Origin of the sequence: Streptomyces sp. NBC_01264 (genome assembly GCF_026340675.1) — a bacterium.
Classification (GTDB): Bacteria; Actinomycetota; Actinomycetes; order Streptomycetales; family Streptomycetaceae; genus Streptomyces.
The window spans coordinates 2,786,788-2,804,113 of record NZ_JAPEOX010000001.1; the positions used below are offsets into that span (position 1 = coordinate 2,786,788).

Sequence of the window (17,326 nt, forward strand, 5' to 3'; positions counted from 1 at the left end):
TCTGTCATGGCTCGGGAGACGACGTATCTGGAGCTGTCCCAGGAGGACGGCGGTGCCCACAAGTTCTACGAGGTCACCGTCGACGGCACCTCCGTCTCGGTGCGGTACGGACGCATCGGCGCGGACGGCCAGGTGCAGAGCTCCTCCTTCCCGACCGTCGAGAAGGCGCGGGCGGCCGCGGCCAAGAAGGTCGGGGAGAAGGTCCGCAAGGGCTACGCCCCGGCGGTGCGGGGGGTCCGCGCGGCCCGGTCGGTGACGCGCCGCCAGGTGACCTCGACCCCGTCCACCGCACGCGCGGTGGCCCCGGTGCTGTGGCGTTTCCGTACGGGGTCCTCCGCCTTCGGCATCCACGTGGACGAGGACCGCTGCTGGGTCGGCAACCAGGCCGGAGACGTCTACACGGTGAGCCACGACGGCGAGGTGCTCGCCCGGTACTCGCTGCCGGACGGGGTGAAGTGCCTGGTGGCGGACGAGTTCTGGATCTACGCGGGCTGTGACGACGGCACGGTGTACGACCTGTCCTCGAAGGTGCCCTTCGGGGCGTACGACATCGCGGCCGACGTGGACATCTTCTGGCTGGACATCCGCGAGGGCGTGCTCAACGTGTCCGACCGCAACGGCGGGCTGACGGTCATCGACCACGAGGACGAGTTCCAGTGGTCGCGGCGCTCGCCCGGCACGAACGCGTGGATGGTGCGCGCGGACGAGCGGGCGGTCTACCACGGCCACGGCAAGGGGGTAACGGCCTACGCCCCGGACGGCGGGGAGGAGTTGTGGCACACACAGACCGACGGGGCGGTGCTGTTCGGCTGGCAGGAGGACCACGCGGTGTACGCGGGGACCGGCCGCAACACCGTGCAGCGGCTGTCGAAGGCCACGGGCGCGCTGGAGGCCACGTACCGGTGCGACGCGGCGGTCTACTCGTGCGCGACCTCGCCGGACGGCCGGCACGTCTTCGCCGGCGACCTCGCGTCGTCCGTGTACTGCTTCGACGCCGACGGGCAGCGGCTGTGGAAGCTGGGCACCGGCAGCGGGGCCGCACTGTCCATGCAGTACCTGGACGAGCGGCTGTACTTGGTGACCACGGACGGTTCGCTGGTGTGCGTCGACGCGAGCGAGGCCGCGATCGCGGCCGCCCGGGAGGGATCGGTGCCGACCGCCGTGGACGTGAAGTCGGCGGCCGCACTGCCGGTCTTCACCCCGGCCGCCACCCCCGCGGCCGTGGCGACGGTGTCGGTGGCCTCGGTGCCCGCGGGCGGTGTGGTCGTGGAGTGCGTGCAGCAGGGCCAGCGGATGCGCGTACAGGTGGTGTCGGGCGGGTTCGAGCCTTCATGGAACGTGCAGTTCCCTCGCGGGATACGGGAGCCCGGCGCCCGGTACGTGGTGGACGGCCTGCACCCGGCGGCCGGAGGCTTCTACCGCGTGCGCGGGGAGATCCGCCGACTCGTCTGAGCGAGGTCCCGGTTCACGGGGGGGGCGGGGTCACCGCGTCTGCCCTCACCGCGTCCGCGTGGGGCACGCGCACGGCGTGGCCCCGGGCGGGGCCTCGGCGGGCAGCGCGAAGGGGTCGCCCTCGGCGAGGGCCGCGGTCACGCAGAGCACGACCCGCTCGCTGCCGAGGTTGCGGCCGAGGTGGACGTGGCGCCGGCCGGCGGGCTCGACGAAGCTGGTGCCGGTGTGGTGCACCTCGACCGTGCCGTCGCTCAGGATCCGGGTCAGGGTGCCGGACTTGACCACCGCTATCAGCGGGACGTGGTGGTAATGCCAGCCGGTGCATCCACCCGGCTCTATCGCGACCTCTCTCACCACGAGGTCGGAGGCCACCTCCGCTTTCGGACGCCGGCCCGCAGCCCTCGGGCGACCGGCCGTCGCCTGCCGTCCAGCCATGTTTCCCTCCTCCATGGACCGGCCGCGGCCCACTCGACTCACGGTAGGAGGACACCATGAGGTCAGGGAAGGCTCTGTGAAACCGCAACTATCAATTCCTACAAGGTGATATACGGCCTGAATGGCGGTATCACACCGACATGAGCCTGGTCGTTTTCGAGTCGACGAAGCAGATCCACTGCGCGGCGTGCCGACAGGGACCGCTGCGCCGCCTCGTCCGCGAGACCGGCGTGCCCCGCTGCTTGGACTGCGCCGACCTCGGACACCTCGTCTATCTGCCGCGCGGCGACACGGCCCTCACGCGACGGGCCCACGAGGCCAGTTCGCTGTCCGCCGTGGTGGTCCGCTTCCACCGGCGCCGCCGCCGCTACGAGCGCCTGGGGATCCTCGTCGAGGACGCCGCCCTGGCCCGCGCCGAGCGCGCCTGCCTCGCGGACGCCGAGGCGAGGGCCCGCCGCCGGGAGCGCGACCGGCTGCGCCGGGCCGCCGAGGACACCCGGTTCACGGCGGCCTTCGCGGCCGAGATCCTGCGCCTGTTCCCCGGGTGCCCCCTCGACCGGGCCCGGGCCATCGCCGCGCACGCCTCGGTGCGCGGCAGTGGCCGGGTGGGCCGTAGCGCGGCGGGCCGGGCCCTGGACCCGCCCGCCGTGTACGCGGCGGTACGGGCGGCCGTGCGGCACCTCGACACCGAGTACGACGCCCTGCTGATGGGGGGCGTGCCCCGGTTCGCGGCCCGGGCCCGGCTGGCACCCCGGATCGACGCGATCCTGGACGGGTGGCGGGCGGCCCCGGACCCGTCCGCGCGGGCTAGTTGAGCCGGAACCGGCGGTAGAGCAGCACTCCGCCGAGCAGCATGGCGCCGCCGCCGGACAGCAGGTAGCCGATGTCCTCGGCCCCGGTGTGGGCGAGGGCCGAGGGGTGGTTGCGCGGCGGGGCCGGCGGGGTGACCGGCCGCACGGCGACGGGCGGCTTCACGGGCGGCTGGACGGGCTTGCCGACGACCGGGGCCGGGCCGTTGACGGAGGTGTTGCCCACGGAGGAGTTGCCGACGCCGACGACGCTCACCGAGTTGCCGCTGACGTTGAGCGGCACCTCGACGGGGAGCTGGAGCCCGTTGCCGGACAGCAGCCCCGGAGAATCCTTTCCGCGCCCATCGGCCACCGCACCCCGGCCGGGCCCGCCGTACCCGCTCTGGCCGCCGTTCCCCGCACCGTTTCCGGCGCCGGGTTTCGAGGGGTGCGAGGAGCCGGACGGCCGCGGTCCGGGATGACCCGGATTCCCCCCGCCCTGCGAGGCGTTGACGCACCGGTTCCCGGCGGCCGAGTTGAGCACGCCGACCACGCTCACGGTGTTCCCGCACACGTTCACCGGGGCGTGCACCGGCAGTTGCAGCAGATTCCCCGACAGCACCCCCGGCGAGCGGACGGCCTGTCCGCCCGCCTCCGCGTCGGCGTAGGCGAAGCCACTCGCACCCGCGGCCGCGAGTCCACCTCCCGCAACCACCGCCGCGATCAAGCCATTCCGACGACTGTGACGCATCAGATTTCCTGCCTTCCGGAAGGGTCCACGGGTCTTGCACCCGTACCGGAAACAACGCCATAACCCCATTCGGGTTATAGCGCCGGTAAGCATTTCACTCCATCGTGTACTGGGTAGTCCCTACTTCATGACTCGCCCGCTGCTCCTCCTCGACGTGGACGGCCCCCTCAACCCGTTCCGGTCCCGCTTCGCGGGTCTGCGCGGATACACCAGCCACCGGATGCGTCCGAGCATCTGGCTGTCCTACCGCGCACCGGAATCCCGCAGTGCCCGGCGCGGGTTGCGGGTGCGCCTGCACCCGGCCCACGGCGCCCGGCTGCTGGCGCTGCCCTACGAGATCGCCTGGGCCACCGCCTGGACGCACGAGGCCAACACGCTGATCTCCCCGCGCATCGGACTACCCGCTGATCTTCCCGTCATCGAATGGCCGGAACTCTTCACCCGCGACCCCGACGGCCTCTTCTGGAAGACCCGCCCCCTCCTGGAATGGGCCGCCGGCCGCCCCTTCGCCTGGGTCGACGACCTGATCACGCCCCTGGACCGCGCCTGGGTCGCCGCCCACCACCCGGCCCCGGCCCTGCTCCTGCGCATCCACCCCCGCCACGGCCTGCGTCCGCAGGACTTCACCACCCTCGAACGGTGGGCGGCCGGGCTCAGCCCAGCAGAGCCGTGACCGGGTCCGGGGAGGGGCGGTGGCCCGTGGGCCACCAGTCGTCGTCGCCCTGGCGGTTCTCGTAGGAGTACCAGAGGCCGTCCCGGCCGAGCCGGAGCTGGCGGGAGGAACCCGTGAGCCGGTTGCGGTCCGGGCGGAACGAGCCCCGGCCGGTGGCGAGGAGGGCGGGGCGGGCCCGGTCGAAGGGGCCGGCCGGCGGATCCCAGGGCTCTTCGAGGGCGAGCAGGGCGGGCAGACCGCCCTGCCGCCAGGCGGCAGCCCCCCGGGCCAGGTCGGTCGTGCTGCGTCCCGTGGCGCGGGCCAGGTCCCGGTAGAGGGCGCGGGCGGCGCCGGTGAGCCCGGCCGTGGGATGGGCCGAGGCGAGGCGGACGGCGTCCTGCCAGCGGCTCAGCCCGGCCATCGGATCCTCGCCGGTGCGCAGCAGCGCCAGGGCGCGGGCGGCCGCGTCCGCGGCGAGCTGGTCCAGGGCGAGCGGGTCCGGGGCCGCCGGGTCGGCCGGGTACGCGGGCGGCATCCCGGCGGCGGACGGCGCCGGCAGGGGAGTGGGCAGCGGCGGCAGGACGGTGCGGACGAGCGCGGCGCGGGCCGGGACACCGGGGAAGTCCGGTGCCCCGTCGGGCTGTTCGCGCGCGGCGTGGGCGGCGTTGCGCCGGGTGAGCTCCTCCAGCAGCTCCCGCTCACCGCGGCCGCGCAGCAGGAGCAGGACGAAGGGGTCGGTGTCCAGGAGCCGGGCCGCGCGATAGCACAGGGCCGCGGCGTGCTTGCAGGGCGGACGGGCCACGTCCGGGCAGGAGCAGCGCGGTACGAGCTCTCCGGCACCGGGCAGGACCGACTCGGAGAGGGACTCCGGCACCTCGCGCTCCAGCAGCGCGGCGAGCGCCGTCGGATCGGCCACGACCGATTCCAGCAGCTCGCTCCACTCGGCGTCCGAGAAGGCCGGCAGCGACAGTTCGGTGCGGTACGGCCGCGGCCGGCTGCCCCGTACGTAGGCCACGATCCGGCCCGGGGTGATGGTGACGGCGTCGACGTGCCCCTCGGCGGCGTACGTCCTGCCCCGGGTCAGACGGGCGTCGTCGCGGGCCACCGCCTCCAGGGCGGACACCCAGGCCCGGCCCCACCAGCTGACGGCCTCCACGCCCGGCGGCACGGTCTCGAAGGTGCGGCGGCGGTCGTCGCGCGCGGTGATCATACGGGCCTGCGCAGGGAGACGAGGTCGGCCAGCTCGCGGTCCGTGAGCTCGGTCAGCGCCGTCTCGCCGGAGCCGAGTACGGCATCGGCCAGCGCCCGCTTGGCCTCCAGCATTTCGGCGATGCGGTCCTCGACGGTGCCTTCGGCGATGATCCGGTGGACCTGGACGGGCTGGGTCTGGCCGATGCGGTAGGCGCGGTCGGTGGCCTGTTCCTCGACGGCCGGGTTCCACCAGCGGTCGTAGTGGATGACGTGCCCGGCGCGGGTGAGGTTGAGGCCGGTGCCGGCCGCCTTGAGGGAGAGCAGGAAGACGGGCACCTCGCCCGCCTGGAAGCGGTCCACGAGCTCCTCGCGGCGCGGAACGGGCGTGCCCCCGTGCAGCAGTTGGTGGGAGATGCCGCGCGCGGTCAGATGGCGCTCGATGAGCCGGGCCATCGTCACGTACTGCGTGAAGACCAGCACCGAGCCGCCCTCGGCCAGGATCGTGTCGAGCAGCTCGTCGAGGAGGGCCAGCTTCCCGGACCGGTTCGCGATCCGGGGCTCCACTTCCTTCAAGCTGTGCTCTTTCAAGCCGTGCTCTTTCAAGCTGTGCTCTTTCAAATACTGGGCGGGGTGGTTGCAGATCTGCTTGAGCGAGGCGAGCAGCTTCATGATCATGCCGCGCCGCTCGATGCCCTCGCTCGCGCCGATCACGGCCATCGCCTCGTCGACGGCCGCCTGGTAGAGGGAGGCCTGCTCGCGAGTGAGGGACACGGGGTGGTCGGTCTCCGTCTTCGGCGGCAGCTCGGGCGCGATCCCGGGATCGGACTTCTTGCGCCGCAGCAGGAACGGCCGGACCAGCGCGGCCAGTCGGGCGACCGCCGCCTCGTTGCCCCCGTCCTCCTCCGTCTGGTGCTCCACGGGCCGGGCGTGCCGGGCCCGGAACGCGGTGAGCGGGCCGAGCAGTCCGGGCGTGGTCCAGTCGAGGAGCGCCCACAGCTCGGAGAGGTTGTTCTCCACCGGGGTGCCGGTCAGCGCCACCCGGGCGGGCGCCGGGATCGTGCGCAGCGCCTTGGCGGTCGCCGAGTGCGGATTCTTGACGTGCTGGGCCTCGTCCGCGACGACCATGCCCCAGGGCTGTTCGGCCAGCCGGGCCGCTCCCGCGCGCATGGTTCCGTAGGTGGTGAGGACGAATCCCCCGGCGGGCTGGTCCGTCAGTCCCTCAAGGCTGCGGCCGGCTCCGTGGAAACGGCGCACCGGCGTGCCGGGGGCGAACTTCTCGATCTCCCGCTGCCAGTTGCCCAGCAGCGAGGCCGGGCAGACCACCAGCGTCGGCTCGGGACGGTCGCGGTGCAGGTGCAGCGCGATCAGGGTGACGGTCTTGCCCAGGCCCATGTCGTCGGCGAGGCAGCCGCCGAGTCCGAGCGAGGTCATCAGGTCCAGCCAGGCCAGCCCGCGGGCCTGGTAGTCGCGCAGGGTGGCCTTGAGCCCGGCCGGCTGGGGCAGCGGGGCCAGTTCCCCGGTCAGCCGGTCCCGCAGGGCGGCCAGCGCCCCCACGGGCACCGCGGGCACCGGTTCCCCCTCGACCTCGGCCGTCCCCGTCAGTACGGCCGCCAGCGCTTCCACCGGATCCAGAAGACCCAGCTCCCGCTTGCGTGCCTTGCGCACCAGCTCCGGATCGACCCGCACCCACTGGTCGCGCAGCCGCACCACGGGCCGGTGGGCCTGCGCGAGCGCGTCCATCTCCCCCGGGGTGAGCCGGTCCCCGCCGAGCGCCAGCTCCCAGGAGAAGGCGAAGAGGTGCTCGGCGTCGAAGAACGCGGTGCCGTCGGTGGCGGAACCGGGCGCGGTGGACCGTACGACCGCGGTCGCGGACAGCGTACGAGCCAGCTCGCGCGGCCAGTGGACCAGGACTCCGGCCTCCGCCAGCCGGGTCGCGGCGCGGCCCAGCAGATCCTCGAGCTCGGGGTCCGAAAGGGCCAGGACATCGGGAACCGGCTGGTCCAGCAGCCGCAGCAGCGGCGGCCAGACCCGGGCCGCCCGGCGCAGCGCGAGGACGGCGTCGATCCGGGCGCGGGGTCCGAAGCCGGCCGCGGCGGCGCCCGCCCAGAGCATCGCGGCGTCCGTGACCAGGGTCGGGTCGGCGAGGCTGTGCACCTGGACGACGGCGGCTCCGGCGCGGCGGACGTCCTCCCCCGGCTTCGCCCCGCTCTCCGCCTCGTCGAAGAGGCGGAAGGAGGACAGGTCGAGGCGCAGCGAGATCCCGACTCCGGTGTCCGCGCCCGAGGCGACCTGCGCGGCCCAGTCCCGCATCCCCGGGACCCGCTGCGGCTCGCGGGCCGCGAAGGGACGGCCCGCGGCGAAGGCGGCGGCCGGGGTCCGGGGCAGGCTGTCGGCGACGGCGTCGAGGAACGCCCTGACCAGCGCCTCCGGTTCGGGCAGCTGGAGCGGACGGCGTCCGGCGAGCGGGGTGGCGTACCCCTCGTGGGGCAGGGCGGCGGCGACCGCGCGCAGATGCGCGATGTCCTCGGCGTCCAGGGGCCCGGCCCGCCAGGCGTCGACCCCCTCGGGGGTCAGCCCGGGCAGCAGTCGGCCCCGTGCGATGAGGGACAGCGCCTGGACCGCGGCGGTCCCCCAGGCGCGGGTCGCGGGATGCGCGAAGGGCCCACGGGCAGCGCGCACCAGCACGGGCAGGGCGGCGGTGACCGTCAGCGTGACGGCGGGCACCGTGCGGGTACGGACGCCCTCGCCGTGGGGACGCACCACCTGGAGCGTGGCCGGGTCACCCTCGGCCGGCAACGGGTCCCCCTCGGGCGCCCAGAACGCGATGCGGCTCTTGCGGGGCACGGCGGCGGGCAGGAACACGGCGGCGTGCCGCGACAGCGCGGACCCGGCGTCGGCGCCGGCCGGCTGCCCCGGCGCGCGCGACGTCGTCGGCATGCCCATCCCGTTCCCGCCACCTTCACAGCCGCCGAATCCCCTCTGCCCCGAGTCTAGGCGGCCCCACTGACAATCCCGCTGAGCTGCACGTTTCCCGAGGCTCGGGAGCTCCGCGGCTCCGGCTGGGCGGTGGCCCGGCGGCGCGGTGGTCGGGTGCGGGTGGCCGGCCCTGCGGGGCGGAGTCCCCTACCCACACTTCCACCGTTCCCCGGGCGCTGCCCGGATCCCCTGGGGCTCCGCCCCCTACCCCGCTCCTCAAACGCCGGAGGGGCTGGGTGTATCCAGCCCCTCCGGCGTTTGAGGAGCGGGGTAGGGGGGGCTGGCCCCCGGCAACGGGTCCGGGCGGAGCCCGGGGAACGGGCGAAGGGCGGGTAGGGGACCTCGCCCCGCAGGGCCGAACCACCCGCACCGGGACGGCGGTGGCGGCAGCCCCGCCCCGCCACCGGCGGTCGGAGTCCGGTGGCCCGGCGGAGCCGTTCAGCGGCTCCAGCGGCCCCGCTCGTGGGCATAGCCGTAGACCGGACGGTCCGAGGAGACCGCGGAGACCCGCCACGGCCGCCCGCCCTCGTCGAGCCGCAGGGTGCCGGACCCCTTGGGTCCGCTCCAGCGAAGGTCCAGGTACCAGTCGCAGTCGCAGCCGGTGCTGCTCGCCACCACCCGCAGGACGGCCGGTTCCGCGGCCGAGACCCGGAGCGGGAAGGCGGGCGCCTCGATCTTCTCCCCCTCGTCGTTCCCGGCCACCGGCCGGGCCAGTGGGCGGGGCGCGTCCAGGTTGACCGTGAATCCGGCCGGGGTGAGCCCTCCCCCGCAGCCCTGCGACATCTGGTAGACGTTCCACGGCAGCGGGGCCCGTCGCCCGGCCACCCGTACCTCCAGGTCCTCCAGGACCACCGGGTCCGGCCCCGTCCCCAGCAGGGTCACCTCCACGATCTGCGTCCCCGCGTGGACGGCCCTGCGGCCCGCCGCCCACGCCGGGGCGTCCGCCTCCACCGGTGGCGGGGGCACCGCCGCGGGTGCGGTCTCGGCGAGGTAGGCATGGTCACAGCCCGCCGCCCACACGTGCGACCGTACGGCCGCCCGCAGGGGTGGGACCGCGGGCGAGGGGCCGCCCGTCGCCGAGGGCGGTCCGGTCGACGCTCCCGTCGCGCCGGTCGACGCACCCGCCGCCGGGCCGGTCCCCGACGGTGGTGGCGGCCCGGTCGCTCCCGGCTCCGTGGGCGCGGCCTCCGACGCCGGCGGCGCCGTGGCCGTCCCGCTCCCCGTGGCCCCCGCCGGACCCGCATCCGTACCCGAAACGGCCCCCGTCGGTCCCGCCTGCGGTGCCCGGCGGTCCGCACCCGCGGGCGGAAGCCATCCGACGCCCACGGCGAGGGCCACGACCGCGGCCGCAGCCACCCCGGCCAGCAACAGGCTGCGGCGTCTGGGCCTACGCGCCACCGGTACCGGCACCGCCGCCGTCCCCGGCACTGCCGCCTCAGGAGGCGGATCCGCCTCCGCCCGCTCCCCCTCGCCCGCGGGCTCCGCCTCCACCACCACCACCGTGACCGCCCGCCGCCGCGCATCCGCCAGCAGCCAGGCCCGGTGCAGTTCCAGCAGATCCGCCGGCGTCGCCTCGCAGGCCCGCGCGAAGCGGTCGACCACCACGAACTCCGCGGGCAGCGCCTCACCGCTGCAGTACCTGTGCAGGGTCGACGTGCTCGTGTGGAGGACGCGTGCCAGAGCCCCGAAGCTCCGACCGCTGCGCTCCTTCAGTTCCCTCATCGACCGCGCGAACGCCTGCGCCTCGGCCGATCTCCCCGTCCCGGAGTTCCGTTCCATGTCAAGGATGTTCCCGCAGCTGAGGGTGCGTACGGCCGTTCCATTGTCCCGAGTTCGTCCCGAACCGTAGGCCCGGGCCCGGGCCGGGGTACAGCCTTCATCAGAAGCACCACCGCACCAACACGAGCCTCACGAACTCACGACCTCACGACCTCACGGGGAGAACCGACCATGTTCCGACGCACCGCCCGGGCCACCGCCGTCCTCGCGGCCACCGCGGCCGCCGCCACCGCCCTCGTCCTCACCGCCTCCACCACCTCCTCGGCCGCCGTCACCGCGCCCGGGTTCCTGTCCGGCACCGACCTGCCCCCTCACCCCGGCTCCGCCTGGTACGCCGGGAAGGTCACCAAGGGGCTGCCCGAGTTCGCTCCGCTCTGCCTGGACGGCGTGCTCCCCGCCACCGGAAGCTGGCACCGCAACTTCAGCACCGAGTTCGACACGGGCGCGGTGCAGCTGTCCGTGCGTACGTCCTCCAGCGCCGCGGCCGTCAAGCTGGCGGCGGCCCTGGAGCGCAAGGTGGCGGCCTGCGCCGCCGACTGGCTGCGCGAGACCCCGGGCGGTACGGCCTCCTGGCAGGACTACGGGAAGGTCAGCGTCGAGGAGGGCGCGCACGTCTACGGGGTGCACACCTCCATCCCGGAGTCCGAGCCCGGCGTGCACCTGTACGGCATCGGGCGCGACGGCTCCACCGTGACGGTCGTGCAGTGGGGGCAGATGGGCAACCTGAGCCACGCCCCCGTCCCGGCCTTCAAGAAGACGACCGTCAAGGCGGTGAACAAGCTCAACCCCTGACGCGTCACGCCCCCGGTGGGACCATGGAAGTGACGGAGAAGCCGGGGAGGGTGGGCAACGGCGTGGAGGCGGCGATGGCCATGCGCACCGGAAACGAACCGGTGACCGCCCGCAGTGCGCTGCGGCTGCGGTTCTGGCTGAGTCTGTGGGGGATGATCTGGTCCGGCGCCGGGGCGGCGGCGTTCGCGCTCGCCGCCCGGCCCGGATGGGCGGCGGCCTGCGCCGCCGTCACCGTCCTCGCGGCCGTGGACCTGGCCGTGGTGCTCCGCCGCATCCACCAGGGCCCGCACTACCAGCCGGGCCGCGACGTCCCGCCGTACGAGCCCCCTGGCCACTAGACGTCCGGCCCCCGGCTGCCCGCCCCGGTCATCCGGCTACTTCTCGAAGCGGGCCGCCGCCAGGTAGTCCGGCTGGGGGTCGAGGGCAGCCGCGAGGCGGAAGTGCTTGCGGGCCTGCTCCGGCCGGCCCGCGCGCTCGTGGGTCCGGGCCAGTGCGAAGTGGGCGAACGCGTTGTCCGGCTCCCGCTCCAGCACGATCTCGAACTCCAGCTCCGCCGGCCGCAATTGGGCGGCGGCGAAGAAGGCCCGGGCACGGAGCAGCCGGGCCGCCGTGTTCTCCGGGTGCGCGGCTATGACCGAGTCGAGCAGCTTCACCGCACCGCGCGGGTCGCGCGCGGCGAGGAGCTGCTCGGCGGCCCGGTAGTCGATGACGTGCGTCTCGGGCGACGAGGACCGAGGGGGCGGCGGGAGCTGCGGCGTGGTGTCGGACACGGTCTGTTCCTTCCCTCTACAGGCGCCTTCAACGCCCCTCGCACCGCCCACTATTCCGTCAGCCTGTTCCGTCAGCCGAGTCGCTCCTCGAGTCGGGCGTACAGCTCGGTGACGGCGGCGTCGGCGGCCGGGGAGACGGGGAAGAGGTTGAGGAAGGCGTGGACCAGCCCGTCGTAGGTACGGGCGAAGACGTCCACACCGGCGTCGGTGAGGGCTGCGGCGTAGGCCTTGCCCTCGTCGCGCAGCGGGTCGTACTGGGCGGTGCCGATGACCGCGGGGGCGAGGCCGGTGAAGTTCCCGGCGCGCAGCGGGGAGACCTGGAAGGAGCCGCGGACGGCGGGGTCGTCTCCCGCGTAGAGATGCTGGAAATCCAGGACGTCCTGGGTTCCCAGACCGTATCCGGTGGCGTTCTCGGTACGTGAGGGGTGGTCGCCGACGAAGTCGGTGGCGGGGTAGACCAGCAGTTGCGCGGCGAGCGGCCGGCCTTCGTCGCGGAAGGTCAGGGCGACGGCGGCGGCCAGATTGCCTCCGGCGCTGTCACCGGCGACGGCGAGGCGGTCGCGGCGGCCGCCGTATTCGTCGATGCGGTCGGCCACGTGGTGGGCGGCGGCGAGGCAGTCGTCGTAGGCGGCGGGGAAGGGGTGCTCGGGGGCCAGGCGGTAGTCGACGGCCACGACCACGGCGTTCACGTCGCGGCACATCCGCCGGGTGACGTCGTCATGGGTGTCGAGGTCGCCGGAGAGCCAGCCGCCGCCGTGGAAGAAGACCACCGTGGGAACGGGCCCTGCGCGTTCGGGCCGGTAGACGCGGAGGGGGATCCGCCCGGCAGGCCCGGGGACGGCGGTGTCCTGGACCGAGCCGACCTCGATCGGCTCCGGCAGTGCCAGGACGGCGCCCATCTTGCGGTTCCCCGCGCGCAGCACCTCGGGATCGGTGTCGATGATCCGGGGGGCGGGTCCGGCGTTGACCTGGTCGAGCAGGGCGGCGAGGGACGGGTCGACGGGCATGCACGGCGCCTTTCTCCGGTAGGACGCACCCGGGGCACACGGCAGAGCGGCGGCACGGGTCCGTGTCTCGCATCGTGCGGTCGATGTGCGGATGCCGCTACCGGAGACGCCCGCGCGGGACCCGAAGCGGCCGATCAGCGCCCCACGGCACCCCCCGCGCGCGCCACCCGTCGTGCCCCGCCGCGGCACCCCTCACGCCCCGCGCGGCTCCCTCATGCCCCGCCGACGCCCGCCGCCCGCGCCGTGAGCTCTTCCCACACCTTGCGTACCTGGGGCTCCAGCGCCTCCAGTGGCCCGTCGTTGTCGATCACGAGCGTGGCCACGGCCAGCCGCTGTTCCCGCGTGGCCTGCGCGGCCATCCGGGCCCGGGCCTCCGACTCCTCCATGCCCCGCAGCCCCGTGAGCCGGGACAGCTGCGTGGCGGGCGCCGCGTCCACGACGACGACCAGGTCGTACAGCGGCGCGAGCCCGTTCTCCGCGAGCAGCGGTACGTCGTGCACCACGATCGCCTCGGGCCCCGCAGCGGCTTCCAGCTCGGCGGACCGGGCCCCGACCAGCGGGTGCACGATCCCGTTGAGGGTGCGCAGCTTCTCGGGGTCCGCGAACACGATCGACCCCAGTTTCGGCCGGTCCAGCGCGCCCTCGGGAGTCAGTACGGACTCCCCGAAGGCGGCCACCACCGCCGCGAGCCCGGACGTACCCGCCTCCACGACCTCCCGCGCGATCCGGTCGGCGTCCACGACGACCGCCCCGTACCCCGCCAGCAGCCGCGAGACCTCGCTCTTGCCGGCGCCGATTCCGCCTGTCAGACCAACTTTCAGCATGCCCGGCAGACTAACCCCCGCGCCCTGGGATCCGTACAGCCCCCCGAGCACGGAGGGAGCCTCAGCCCTCGCCCTCGCGCTCCGCCAGGAACCGCTCGAATTCGAGGCCGATCTCGTCCGCCGACGGGATCTCCGCGGGCTCCGCGATCATGTTGCCCCGCGTCTCGGCGCCGGCCGCCGCGTCGTACTGGTGCTCCAGCCCCTGCACGAGACTGACCAGCTCCTCGTCGCCCTCCCGGATCTGCCGGTCGATCTCCGTCTGCGTGCGGTGCGCCTCGGTGCGCAGCGCGTGCGCGACCGACGGCAGGACCAGGCCCGTGGCGGCGGTGATCGCCTCGAGGGCGGTCAGCGCGGCATCGGGGTACGGGGAGCGCGCCACGTAGTGCGGTACGTGGGCGGCGACGCCCAGGACGTCGTGCCCGGCCTGACCGAGGCGGAACTCGACCAGCGACTCGGCGCTGCCGGGGACCTGGGCCTCGTCGAAGGGGCTGCGGTGTCCGGGCATCAGGTCGGTCCGGTTGCCGTGCGGGGTGATGCCGACGGGCCGGGTGTGCGGGACGCCCATGGGGATGCCGTGGAAGTTGACGGAGAGCCGCACGCCCAGGCGCTCGACGATCTGCCGGACGGCGACGGAGAAGCGCTCCCACTCCACGTCCGGCTCGGGGCCGGAGAGCAGCAGGAAGGGCGCGCCCGTGGCGTCCTGGACGAGGCGCACTTCCAGCAGGGGCTCCTCGAACTCCGTCCAGTGGTCGCGCTGGAAGGTCAGGAGCGGACGGCGTGCCCGGTAGTCCACCAGGCGGTCCGCGTCGAACCGGGCCACGACCTGGTGGGGCAGCGTGCCGAGCAGCCGCTCGACGATCTGCTCGCCGGTCTCGCCCGCGTCTATGTACCCCTCGAAGTGGTAGAGCATGACCAGCCCGGCCGAGTCCTGGGCGAGCGCCAGGTCGGCCACCGCCAGGCCCTTGGCGTCCCATTCGTACAAACCCTGTGGATCAAGCACTGCCACCACTCCTCCTCCGCCGCGTTCTCTGGCAAGAACGTCCAAGGAGCCGTGACCATTCCCCAGTTGGCGCGGCGTTCACAGAACATGCGGCTCCGCCCCACAACGCGGTAAGGCCCGCCCCCCTGAGGGGACGGGCCTTACCGGTGAAGATCAGCTCGGCTCACACCGTGCTGCTGCGATCAGCTCTGGCCGCCGGCCAGCTTCTCGCGGAGCGCGGCGAGGGCCTCGTCGGACGCCAGGGCGCCAGAGGTCTCGTCAGCACCCTCGGAGGAGTACGAACCACCCGAGATGCCCGCACCGGCGCTGCTGCTGCTGCCCGCGGCCGGAGCGGCCGCACCCTCGGCAGCGGCGGCCTCGTCGGCCTCGCGGCTCTTGATGACCTGGGCCTGGTGCTGCTCGAAGCGCTGCTGCGCCTCGGCGTACTGGCCCTCCCAGGCTTCGCGCTGCTTGTCGAAGCCCTCGAGCCAGTCGTTGGTCTCGGGGTCGAAGCCCTCGGGGTAGATGTAGTTCCCCTGGTCGTCGTAAGACGCGGCCATGCCGTACAGGGTCGGGTCGAACTCGACCGACGCCGGGTCGGCACCGAAGGACTCGTTGGCCTGCTTCAGGGACAGCGAGATCCGGCGACGCTCGAGGTCGATGTCGATGACCTTGACGAAGATCTCGTCGTTGACCTGGACGACCTGCTCCGGGATCTCCACGTGGCGCTCGGCCAGCTCGGAGATGTGGACCAGACCCTCGATGCCCTCGTCCACGCGGACGAACGCACCGAACGGAACCAGCTTGGTGACCTTACCCGGGACGACCTGACCGATCTGGTGCGTCCGGGCGAACTGCTGCCACGGGTCTTCCTGCGTCGCCTTCAGCGACAGGGAGACACGCTCGCGGTCCATGTCGACGTCGAGGACCTCGACGGTGACTTCCTGGCCGACCTCGACAACCTCGGACGGGTGGTCGATGTGCTTCCAGGACAGCTCGGAGACGTGGACGAGACCGTCGACGCCACCCAGGTCCACGAAGGCACCGAAGTTGACGATCGAGGAAACGACGCCGGAGCGGACCTGACCCTTCTGCAGGGTGGTGAGGAACGTCTGGCGAACCTCGGACTGGGTCTGCTCGAGCCAGGCGCGGCGGGACAGGACCACGTTATTGCGGTTCTTGTCCAGCTCGATGATCTTCGCCTCGAGCTCCTTGCCCACGTAGGGCTGGAGGTCGCGGACGCGACGCATCTCGACGAGGGAGGCCGGCAGGAAGCCGCGGAGGCCGATGTCGAGGATGAGTCCACCCTTGACGACCTCGATGACGGTACCGGTGACGATGCCGTCTTCTTCCTTGATCTTCTCGATCGTGCCCCAGGCGCGCTCGTACTGCGCACGCTTCTTGGACAGGATCAGACGGCCTTCCTTGTCCTCCTTCTGGAGAACCAGGGCCTCGATCTCGTCGCCGACCTTGACGACCTCGTTCGGGTCGACATCGTGCTTGATCGAGAGTTCGCGGCTCGGAATGACGCCCTCGGTCTTGTAACCGATGTCGAGGAGAACCTCGTCACGGTCGACCTTCACGATGACGCCGTCGACGATGTCGCCGTCGTTGAAGTACTTGATCGTCTCGTCGATCGCGGCGAGGAACGCTGCCTCGTCACCGATGTCGTTGACCGCAACCTGCGGGGTGGTGGCGGTGGTCTCGGTGCTGCTCGTCATGTGGGTAAGGGCTCCGGTTACGGACAGAAAGTCGTAGGTACTGCTACGCCGGGAGCCCTTATCGGCATCTGCCGAAGAAGCCGGACAGCCAAGGAAGCCCCAGTTCCGCGAAGTGCGGGGCGGGGGCCTCGAAAACCGAGGGGTCATCAACAGATACAAGCGCAGCCTGCTAGGTCTGAGGAGCACAGGCTCGCAGCGCAACTTGTAGCATACGGGGGCAGCCGGACAGGGTCAATGCGCGAAGGCGCACACCCCGGGCAGATCACCGCACAACCGGCACAATTAGCAGGCAGGCAGGCGCCGATGGCCCTTCCGGCCCGCTTTCCCCAGACATTCGCAGACTACGACGACGGGCACCATGAGCCAAGAGGACTGCGCCCCCGAAGAGGCGTACGAAGCCGGATCGGCCGCCGAGGACGATTCCGAGGCCACACGGCGTGACGCCGGGGAAGCGGAGAGCAGCCGGGCCAGCCGTGGCTGGTGGGACCGCAACGCCGACGACTACCAGAGCGAGCACGGAGCGTTCCTGGGCGACGACCGCTTCGTCTGGGGCCCCGAGGGCCTGGACGAGGCGGAGGCCGCCCTGCTCGGGCCCGCCGCCTCCCTCAAGGGCAAGGACGTCCTGGAGATCGGCGCCGGCGCCGCCCAGTGCTCGCGCTGGCTGGCCGCCCAGGGCGCCCGCCCCGTCGCCCTGGACCTCTCCCACCGCCAGCTCCAGCACGCCCTGCGCATCGGCGAGGACGTTCCGCTGGTCGAGGCCGACGCCGGGCGCCTGCCCTTCCGCGACGGCTCCTTCGACCTCGCCTGCTCCGCCTACGGGGCCGTCCCCTTCGTCGCCGACCCCGTCAACGTCATGCGCGAGGTGCGCCGCGTCCTGCGCCCCGGCGGCCGCTGGGTCTTCTCCGTCACCCATCCCGTCCGCTGGGCCTTCCCCGACGAGCCGGGCCCCGAGGGGCTGTCCGTCGCGGCCTCCTACTTCGACCGCACCCCGTACGTCGAGCAGGACGAGCAGGGCCGCGCCGTATATGTGGAGCACCACCGCACGATCGGCGACCGGGTACGCGACGTGGTCGCGGGCGGTTTCCGCCTCGTCGACCTGGTCGAGCCGGAATGGCCCGCGTGGAACAGCCAGGAGTGGGGCGGCTGGTCCCCGCTGCGCGGCAACCTCATCCCCGGTACGGCGATCTTCGTCTGCGAGCGGGACTGAGC

The 17,326-nt window shown here is 73.2% G+C and carries 16 protein-coding genes; 6 read left to right on the forward strand and 10 right to left on the reverse strand.

Annotated elements, in window-relative coordinates; genetic code table 11:
- Nucleotides 1-6 precede the first annotated feature (6 nt).
- Complete coding sequence (locus OG435_RS12740) at nt 7-1,452, forward strand: WGR domain-containing protein (RefSeq protein WP_266876934.1); 1,446 nt, start codon at nt 7-9, stop codon at nt 1,450-1,452.
- Between the two features lie 45 nt (nt 1,453-1,497).
- Here the strand turns inward: OG435_RS12740 and OG435_RS12745 are convergent, their stop codons facing one another.
- On the reverse strand, nt 1,498-1,887 hold the full coding sequence (locus tag OG435_RS12745) for a cupin domain-containing protein (RefSeq protein WP_266876935.1): 390 nt from the start codon (nt 1,885-1,887) through the stop codon (nt 1,498-1,500).
- Nucleotides 1,888-2,027: 140 nt separating this feature from the next.
- Here OG435_RS12745 and OG435_RS12750 point away from each other — a divergent pair, with 140 nt between their 5' ends.
- Nucleotides 2,028-2,702, forward strand: a complete 675-nt coding sequence (locus OG435_RS12750) for a DUF2293 domain-containing protein (protein WP_266876936.1) — start codon at nt 2,028-2,030, stop codon at nt 2,700-2,702.
- On the opposite strand, the gene OG435_RS50115 is transcribed toward OG435_RS12750, so the two are convergent.
- Nucleotides 2,695-3,390, reverse strand: coding sequence for a chaplin (locus OG435_RS50115; protein WP_323187820.1), 696 nt, complete (start codon nt 3,388-3,390; stop codon nt 2,695-2,697). The genes OG435_RS12750 and OG435_RS50115 overlap by 8 nt on opposite strands.
- Nucleotides 3,391-3,553: 163 nt before the next feature.
- Here OG435_RS50115 and OG435_RS12765 point away from each other — a divergent pair, with 163 nt between their 5' ends.
- Entirely contained in the window at nt 3,554-4,099 is a 546-nt protein-coding gene (locus OG435_RS12765) for a hypothetical protein (protein WP_266876937.1), read from the forward strand.
- On the opposite strand, the gene OG435_RS12770 is transcribed toward OG435_RS12765, so the two are convergent.
- The 3 genes from OG435_RS12770 to OG435_RS12780 form a co-directional block, all read right to left on the reverse strand.
- Nucleotides 4,080-5,288, reverse strand: coding sequence for an SWIM zinc finger family protein (locus tag OG435_RS12770; RefSeq protein WP_266876938.1), 1,209 nt, complete (start codon nt 5,286-5,288; stop codon nt 4,080-4,082). The genes OG435_RS12765 and OG435_RS12770 overlap by 20 nt on opposite strands.
- Nucleotides 5,285-8,206: a DEAD/DEAH box helicase gene (locus OG435_RS12775; RefSeq protein ID WP_266876939.1), complete on the reverse strand. Its 2,922-nt coding sequence runs from the start codon at nt 8,204-8,206 to the stop codon at nt 5,285-5,287. The genes OG435_RS12770 and OG435_RS12775 overlap by 4 nt, the downstream gene beginning before the upstream one ends.
- A gap of 477 nt (nt 8,207-8,683) precedes the next feature.
- The gene (locus OG435_RS12780) at nt 8,684-10,024 is read right to left on the reverse strand and encodes a helix-turn-helix domain-containing protein (protein ID WP_266876940.1); all 1,341 of its coding nucleotides are present in this window, start codon (nt 10,022-10,024) and stop codon (nt 8,684-8,686) included.
- 171 nt (nt 10,025-10,195) lie between these two features.
- Between OG435_RS12780 and OG435_RS12785 the strand changes: the two genes are divergently transcribed.
- Together OG435_RS12785 and OG435_RS12790 are read left to right on the forward strand one after the other, a co-directional pair.
- Entirely contained in the window at nt 10,196-10,816 is a 621-nt protein-coding gene (locus OG435_RS12785) for a hypothetical protein (protein WP_266876941.1), read from the forward strand.
- Nucleotides 10,817-10,896: 80 nt separating this feature from the next.
- On the forward strand, nt 10,897-11,154 hold the full coding sequence (locus OG435_RS12790) for a DUF6343 family protein (protein WP_266881686.1): 258 nt from the start codon (nt 10,897-10,899) through the stop codon (nt 11,152-11,154).
- 36 nt (nt 11,155-11,190) lie between these two features.
- Here the strand turns inward: OG435_RS12790 and OG435_RS12795 are convergent, their stop codons facing one another.
- The 5 genes from OG435_RS12795 to rpsA all read right to left on the reverse strand — a co-directional run bounded on the left by OG435_RS12795 (nt 11,191) and on the right by rpsA (nt 16,117).
- Nucleotides 11,191-11,586, reverse strand: a complete 396-nt coding sequence (locus OG435_RS12795; RefSeq protein WP_266876942.1) for a tetratricopeptide repeat protein — start codon at nt 11,584-11,586, stop codon at nt 11,191-11,193.
- Nucleotides 11,587-11,657: 71 nt separating this feature from the next.
- Nucleotides 11,658-12,593 carry an alpha/beta hydrolase gene (locus OG435_RS12800; protein WP_266876943.1) on the reverse strand — a complete coding sequence of 312 codons (936 nt, stop codon included), beginning with the start codon at nt 12,591-12,593 and terminating at the stop codon, nt 11,658-11,660.
- 212 nt (nt 12,594-12,805) lie between these two features.
- Complete coding sequence (gene coaE / locus OG435_RS12805) at nt 12,806-13,417, reverse strand: dephospho-CoA kinase (RefSeq protein ID WP_266876944.1); 612 nt, start codon at nt 13,415-13,417, stop codon at nt 12,806-12,808.
- 61 nt (nt 13,418-13,478) lie between these two features.
- Entirely contained in the window at nt 13,479-14,417 is a 939-nt protein-coding gene (locus OG435_RS12810; protein WP_266876945.1) for a PAC2 family protein, read from the reverse strand.
- A 182-nt stretch (nt 14,418-14,599) separates the two neighbouring features.
- Entirely contained in the window at nt 14,600-16,117 is a 1,518-nt protein-coding gene (gene rpsA / locus OG435_RS12815) for a 30S ribosomal protein S1 (protein ID WP_266876946.1), read from the reverse strand.
- A 358-nt stretch (nt 16,118-16,475) separates the two neighbouring features.
- Between rpsA and OG435_RS12820 the strand changes: the two genes are divergently transcribed.
- Nucleotides 16,476-17,324, forward strand: coding sequence for a class I SAM-dependent methyltransferase (locus OG435_RS12820; protein WP_266876947.1), 849 nt, complete (start codon nt 16,476-16,478; stop codon nt 17,322-17,324).
- The last annotated feature ends 2 nt before the right edge of the window (nt 17,325-17,326 follow it).

Excerpts from the sequence above, each read along its gene's own strand:
- OG435_RS12740 (WP_266876934.1), top strand. The coding sequence starts at position 7 with ATGGCTCGGGAGACGACGTATCTGGAGCTGTCCCAGGAGGACGGCGGT.
- OG435_RS12745 (WP_266876935.1), bottom strand. The coding sequence starts at position 1,887 with ATGGCTGGACGGCAGGCGACGGCCGGTCGCCCGAGGGCTGCGGGCCGG.
- OG435_RS12750 (WP_266876936.1), top strand. The coding sequence starts at position 2,028 with ATGAGCCTGGTCGTTTTCGAGTCGACGAAGCAGATCCACTGCGCGGCG.
- OG435_RS12765 (WP_266876937.1), top strand. The coding sequence starts at position 3,554 with ATGACTCGCCCGCTGCTCCTCCTCGACGTGGACGGCCCCCTCAACCCG.
- OG435_RS12770 (WP_266876938.1), bottom strand. The coding sequence starts at position 5,288 with ATGATCACCGCGCGCGACGACCGCCGCCGCACCTTCGAGACCGTGCCG.
- OG435_RS12775 (WP_266876939.1), bottom strand. The coding sequence starts at position 8,206 with ATGCCGACGACGTCGCGCGCGCCGGGGCAGCCGGCCGGCGCCGACGCC.
- OG435_RS12780 (WP_266876940.1), bottom strand. The coding sequence starts at position 10,024 with ATGGAACGGAACTCCGGGACGGGGAGATCGGCCGAGGCGCAGGCGTTC.
- OG435_RS12785 (WP_266876941.1), top strand. The coding sequence starts at position 10,196 with ATGTTCCGACGCACCGCCCGGGCCACCGCCGTCCTCGCGGCCACCGCG.
- OG435_RS12790 (WP_266881686.1), top strand. The coding sequence starts at position 10,897 with ATGCGCACCGGAAACGAACCGGTGACCGCCCGCAGTGCGCTGCGGCTG.
- OG435_RS12800 (WP_266876943.1), bottom strand. The coding sequence starts at position 12,593 with ATGCCCGTCGACCCGTCCCTCGCCGCCCTGCTCGACCAGGTCAACGCC.
- coaE (WP_266876944.1), bottom strand. The coding sequence starts at position 13,417 with ATGCTGAAAGTTGGTCTGACAGGCGGAATCGGCGCCGGCAAGAGCGAG.
- rpsA (WP_266876946.1), bottom strand. The coding sequence starts at position 16,117 with ATGACGAGCAGCACCGAGACCACCGCCACCACCCCGCAGGTTGCGGTC.
- OG435_RS12820 (WP_266876947.1), top strand. The coding sequence starts at position 16,476 with ATGAGCCAAGAGGACTGCGCCCCCGAAGAGGCGTACGAAGCCGGATCG.